Genomic DNA, 6352 nt, shown 5'->3' on the forward strand with positions numbered 1-6352 from the left:
CGCGCCCCTCGTCTGAACCGGCGACTCGCCGGGAATTAGGCAACCACCTTCGCTTTCAACTCGTTGATCTTCTGGAATACCGGAGCAGGGCCGGCCGTGACGGTCACTGCGCCGTTGGCCGCTACCTCCAGCATGGTCGGAGCCTGCATAATGTGGAAGCGCTTGGCTAACTCGACGTTTTCCTCGGCCATGAGCTCCTCATACGCAATGCCGGCCTCGTCCAACTGCAAGGCGGCGTGCTTGCAGTTGGGGCAGGTGCGGGTGGCCACCAGATAGCGGCCCGCGGGCAGCATGCTGCGATCGGGAGCGTCGGCGACACATGCGGTCGATACACTCGCGGTCGCCGCGGCAACAGCTGCACCAAACGCCTCCCCCGCTTCGGCATCTGGCACCGTTACCTGCGTGCCAATCCGATCAGTCGTCTCGGCTCCCGGCACCGTCACGTGCGAGCCCGCTTGGCCCGCCTGCTCGGCAGCAGCCGCCACCTGCACGCCGCAAGGCGTCAAATGAGAATGCCCCAAATCGTACTCGACGCGATCGGCGAACTCCTGCGATTTACCGTCGTTCCAGTTCTTCACAGGACGGTAGTAGCCGGTAATGCGGCTGTACACTTCCGTCTCCTCGTGGCAGCATGGGCACTCGTACACCTCGCCAGCGATGTAGCCGTGGTTCTTGCATACGGAGTACGTCGGCGACATGGTGTAATACGGCAGCTTGTAGTTCTCGGCAATCTTGCGCACGAGCATGGCCGTGCTCTGCCAATCGGGCAGCTTCTCTCCCAAAAACGCATGGAACACCGTGCCCGACGTGTACAGCGTCTGCAGCTCGTCTTGCACGTCCAGCGCGCTGAAGATGTCGTCGGTGAAGCCTACGGGCAGGTGCGAGGAGTTCGTATAGTACGGCTTGCCCTGGTCGTTCGCCGTAACAATAGCCGGAAACTGCTCCTTGTCGTGCTTGGCGAAGCGGTACGTGGTGCTCTCGGCCGGCGTGGCCTCGAGGTTGTACAGATCGCCGTATTCCTCCTGATAATCGGCCAGCCGCTCGCGCATGTGGTTCAGCACGTCTTTCGTGAACGCCTGCGCCGCCGCCTGCGTCATGTCAACGCGCAGCCACGGCGCATTCAAGCAGGCCTCGTTCATCCCCACCAGGCCGATAGTGCTGAAGTGGTTCTCGAACGTGCCTAGGTAGCGCTTTGTGTACGGGTAGAGACCCGCATCCAGCAAGCGAGTGATGACCTCGCGCTTCGTATGCAGAGAGCGCGCGGACACGTCCATGAGGTGGTCGAGGCGACGGTAGAAGTCGGCTTCGTCCACCGCCTGGTAGGCAATGCGCGGCATATTGATGGTCACGACGCCGATAGAGCCCGTGGACTCGCCCGAGCCGAAGAACCCGCCCGACTTCTTGCGCAGTTCACGCAGATCGAGGCGCAAGCGGCAGCACATGGAACGCACGTCGGAGGGCTCCATGTCGGAGTTGATGTAGTTGCTGAAATACGGCGTGCCGTACTTGGACGTCATCTCGAACAGCAGGCGATTGTTTTCCGTATCGCTCCAGTCGAAGCTATTCGTAATGGAGTAGGTGGGAATAGGGTACTGGAAGCCGCGCCCGTTGGCATCGCCTTCAATCATGATCTCGATGAACGCCTTGTTCACCCTATCCATCTCAGCCTGGCAGTCCCCGTAGGTGAAATCCTTCTCGCGCCCGCCCACGATAGCGGGCTGGCTCGCCAAGTCGGCCGGGCACACCCAATCCAGCGTAATATTGGAAAACGGCGCCTGCGTGCCCCAACGCGAAGGGGTGTTCACACCGAACACAAAGGATTCCACGCACTGCTTCGTCTCGTCGTAGGTGAGGCCGTCCGCTTTCACGAAGGGCGCCAAATAGGTGTCGAAGCTGGAGAAGGCCTGGGCACCGGCCCATTCGTTCTGCATTATCCCCAAGAAGTTCACCATCTGGTTGCACAGACTGGACAGGTGGCTGGCCGGCTTCGACGTGATCTTGCCAGACACGCCGCCCAAACCCTCCTGGATGAGCTGCTTGAGCGACCAGCCGGCGCAGTAGCCGGTAAGCATGGACAGGTCGTGCAGGTGAATGTCGGCGTTGCGGTGGGCGTTGGCCACCTCGTCGTCGTAGATTTCGGAAAGCCAGTAATTCGCCGTGATGGCACCGGAGTTCGACAGAATCAGACCGCCGACAGAGTACGTAACCGTGGAGTTCTCCTTCACGCGCCAGTCTTCCACTTTGACGTACTGGTCCACCAAATCCTTGTAGTCCAACAGCGTCGCGTTCGCATTGCGCACCTTCTCGCGCTGACGGCGGTAGAGGATGTAGGACTTCGCCACATCGGCATAGCCGGCCGTGGAGAGCACTTCCTCCACACTGTCCTGAATGTCCTCGACGGTGATGGTGCCGTCTTTGATCTTGGGCTCGAAGTGAGCGGTAACGTTCAAGGCCAAAAGATCGATCGTCGAGGGGTGGTACTGCTTGCCCAGCGCATCGAACGCCTTGTCAATGGCAGCCGAGATTTTGACGATGTCGAATTCCGCGACCTGTCCGTCGCGCTTCTGAACCTGGTACATGCTCTGCTCTCCTTCGATGCTGTGACTGGTTTGCGATTCGATTCTCAGGTGCCGGGAAGCACAGGCGTGCAAGCACGAGCGTCCGGCAGTTGCGATGGTTTCCACCCTAACAACTTGTATGGCCGCCGTCAATAAATGTCACCCATATGTTGAAGATACAATTACGTGCGACAACTATATATAGTGGTTTTTGCCATCTGGGGTTTTGCTTGTAGCCGATAGGAGACATTACGAAAGACGACCTGCGAAGACAGGAAATGACAGGTTTTTACGTTGAGATTTTTTTCTTTGCCGCTCAACAAACACAAGGTTTTCAAAGACACTGCGGGGGAGTGTCCCGCAGGCTCGCGTGCAAGTTCTCTTTTTCTTGACGCGCTGCACCAAACCAAATATACTTGCTTATATACTTGCCTTGATTGAGAGAAGGAGCTATGCCTCAGCTTTCGCTTTACCTGGATAAGCCGACCATGGATATTTTGGAAACGAAAGCACAACGCGAGGGATACTCCCTTTCAAAGTACGCGGGGAAGCTTATTCGGGAGCATGACGAAAGCACATGGCCCGTCGGCTTCTGGGATCTCTACGGATCAATCGATGACCCGGCATTCGCGCGCCCTTCCGATCCCGACTTTAACGACGACGACCCCTGCGACTTTTTCAATTAGGGGCATCATGTATTTTCTCGATTCGAATATCTGCATAGATTTCCTGCGCGGTCGCATGCCCTACGGCTATCGGTTTCTAAAAAACAACGATCCCCGTCTGTTCAAGATACCTGCCATCGTCGAAGCCGAACTGCGGGTTGGCGTAGCAAAAAGCTCGGACAAGGAGCGCAATAGACATGCACTTGACACGTTCCTTTTGCCCTTCGATATCGTACCCTTCTGTTCGCGGTGCGCACGGGAGTACGCATCCATCCGTACCGACCTGGATCAAAGAGGCGAACGCTTAGGGCACAACGACCTCTTCATCGCAGCCACCGTCCGGGCGTACGGAGGGGTGCTCGTCACCAACAACGTCAAAGAATTCAAACACATTCCCAAACTCGAACTCGAATCATGGGCTGAAATCGACCTCTAACATCAAGAAGGGTGCTTATGAACACACCCCACAAAGCGCCCTTTGCGGGGTGTGTGCGATACGCCCTTGCGGGCGGTACTGCGTCGCCGCACCGCCTGGCCGCCCTTGCGCGATTGCGCACTCCCTCACTCTTCCGAAGGTGCGCAGCCCCTACCCTTCCGCAGCCTCGCATTCCAAGGCCTTCTCTTCGCCCACGAGCCCTCGTACGTCCGGTGCGTTGCCAACCGACAGGCCACGCTTAAGCGTGCGATAGGTAAGCCCCGCAATGAACAGGGAAATGGCCGCCGTGCCCAGTGCGACCGGCACGAGATCGCCGCGCAGCGCATCGAAGAGCGCGCCGTATACCAGCTGGCCTACCGGTTGAGCACAGTTCGCCAGAGCCATTGCCAGCGCGATGACCTTCCCCACCAGATGGCCGGGCGTTTCGAGCTGAATGAACGAGATAGCTTGGATGCTGAACATCGAAGCACAGGCCATACAGACGAACAAACCAGCCAACAGCAGTGCATAAGCAGCCATCACGTCCATCGATGCGCCCAGGACCACCGCGACCGGCACCAAAGCGAGCGATGCCACCATGATGAACACCGGTGCCTGCCGCAGGTGCAGGCGATTCGCCAACACGCCCACCAGAATGCCGCCCGTCAGACCGCCCAATGCCAATGCGCCTTCGGCAAAGCCCATGAACTGGTTCGGCAAACCGAGTATCTGCGTCACGATAACCGGCGCACCGATAATGATGAAGGCCGTCATGGTCACATTGATACCTGCAACCAGAAGGATGACCTTCAGGATAATCGGTCGCTCGCGGCGCAGGAAGGTGAAGCTTTCGGCGATGTCGTCCACTACCGTGCGCACGATACCCTCCGTGCGCTCTACCCGTTCATGGGGAATACGCACGAACAGCATGATCAGCACCGCCGACAGCGCGAAGGCAATGCCGGACACCACGACAACCGGCTCGATACCGAACAACCCGAACACCAATCCGCCTACCACAGGCCCAACCAAGCCCGACAGTGCGCTGATCTGGCTGACAATAGCCGTAGCCCGCACGACGCTGTCGCGCGGAACGATAAAGGGCACCGCCGCCTGCACGGTAGGCTGGTAGATGCTCTGCGCCGCATACAAAACGATAAGCGCGCAGATAGACAGCCCGACAAGGTCGATCACGCCTTCAAGCATCAGGTAGGCGGCACAGGTCAGCGCCAGCAGCACATCGAGCACCGCCATGATACGCCGCTTGTTCACTCTGTCGGCCGCTACCCCGCCAATAGGCGTCAGCACGATATAGGGCAGCCAGGCAGCTGCGGCGACCGCCCCCATAAGCGCCGCCGAGCCCGTAAGGTTCAACACATACAACGGCAAAGCGAATCTCAGCACCGCATCTCCGAACAGAGAGGCGATCTGCACGATTATCACCGACACGAACGAACGATTGAACAGGTTTCTCATATAAGGTTCCTCTCTTGTGTTTTCTTACCTAGCTTGCTTAAAAGACTACGGTTGCGAAGACGCGATAGCGACCGATTCCAGTTGGAATCTTCGCAACTTTTAGTTGCAAGGCGTACAGAGCATCACCTTGGCTTTTGCGCTTGAGATTCTTTACATACATTCAGTTGGTATGTAAAGAGGTTAAAAAATAAGGCTGCAAGGCAACCGTTGTTTCGCGATTCTGCGAGCGCGCTTTCGTGCACTCGCATGCCAAGGCGGCAGATGTTTCACGTGAAACATCTGTTCGTGCTTCTCTAAGGAGCGGCCCAATCTCTACTCCCCTTCTCTCACCTCTTCGAGCCGCTGGTGAAAATGCTTACGGTAGTTCTCCAGGATGATGCCGAGGCCTTTGTCCTCGAGAGAGCAGCCTCCCAGCATCTGCACGATATCGAGGTAGTAATCCATCCGCGTCTTCAGCTGTTCGGTCGTGCACGAGTGAAACATAGGGCTGGCCCAGAGGTTCGCCACCAAAACGATAACTTCGCTGAACTCGTGAGGGTATGCCGTCCTGATACTGCCATCGCGCACGCCCTGCTCAACAATGGGCTGCACGAAAAGGGGAACCGTCTCTTGGAACACCGACTGGTACTGCATCCCCAGCAGCCGCGCATTCTTAACGGGATCGACAGAAGGGGCGATACGAGCCCACATGTCCATCTGAGGTCCGGTGATGGAAGTTTCGACCAGCGCTTGCAGCTTTTCCGCGCCGTTCATGTGCCCGCTATCGCGGATGCGCTCCAACTGCACGTACAGCGGCGCATTTTCGCGCTCGAGTGCCGCAGACAGGATGTCCTCCTTTGACTTGAAGTGGTGATACACCGCGCCTTTGGTCAGACCACCCAAGCCGTCGATAATGTCCTGGATGCTGGTGTTGTCGTAGCCCTTCTTGAAGAACAGCGCCAGCGACACATCGAGTATCCGGTTGACCGTCTCTTCTGGATACTTGTTTCGCGCCATTACTCCTCCTCGCCTCGTCTTCCTCTCGGGGCCCCATCGTCACCCCCGTGATGCTCCAACGCAACCGCAAGCGCTCTTTGAAGCATCGCCTCTTCGCGAGTCCTGCTTCACGAGCAAATTCCTCGCGCGAAACACCGAGCACTGAAAAAACTATTACATACCAATGGTATGTATCTTAGCGGCCGGCGATGGAGAACGCAAGGAAAAATAAGCCGATACGTCCGCTTGGCTCCATAATTACC

The 6352-nt window shown here is 57.6% G+C and carries 5 protein-coding genes; 2 read left to right on the forward strand and 3 right to left on the reverse strand.

Features of this window, described 5'->3' with window-relative positions; genetic code table 11:
- Positions 1-35: 35 nt before the first annotated feature.
- Complete coding sequence (locus RR842_RS10910) at positions 36-2579, reverse strand: ribonucleoside triphosphate reductase (protein WP_332729742.1); 2544 nt, start codon at positions 2577-2579, stop codon at positions 36-38.
- A gap of 431 nt (positions 2580-3010) precedes the next feature.
- Here RR842_RS10910 and RR842_RS10915 point away from each other — a divergent pair, with 431 nt between their 5' ends.
- Positions 3011-3244, forward strand: a complete 234-nt coding sequence (locus tag RR842_RS10915; protein ID WP_332514404.1) for an antitoxin — start codon at positions 3011-3013, stop codon at positions 3242-3244.
- 7 nt (positions 3245-3251) lie between these two features.
- Positions 3252-3659, forward strand: coding sequence for a type II toxin-antitoxin system VapC family toxin (locus RR842_RS10920; RefSeq protein ID WP_332514405.1), 408 nt, complete (start codon positions 3252-3254; stop codon positions 3657-3659).
- Positions 3660-3809: 150 nt separating this feature from the next.
- Here the strand turns inward: RR842_RS10920 and RR842_RS10925 are convergent, their stop codons facing one another.
- Entirely contained in the window at positions 3810-5114 is a 1305-nt protein-coding gene (locus tag RR842_RS10925; protein ID WP_332729743.1) for an MFS transporter, read from the reverse strand.
- 312 nt (positions 5115-5426) lie between these two features.
- The gene (locus RR842_RS10930) at positions 5427-6110 is read right to left on the reverse strand and encodes a TetR/AcrR family transcriptional regulator (RefSeq protein ID WP_332729744.1); all 684 of its coding nucleotides are present in this window, start codon (positions 6108-6110) and stop codon (positions 5427-5429) included.
- Between the last annotated feature and the right edge of the window lie 242 nt (positions 6111-6352).

It is taken from the genome of Gordonibacter sp. (genome assembly GCF_036667095.1).
GTDB lineage: Bacteria > Actinomycetota > Coriobacteriia > Coriobacteriales > Eggerthellaceae > Gordonibacter.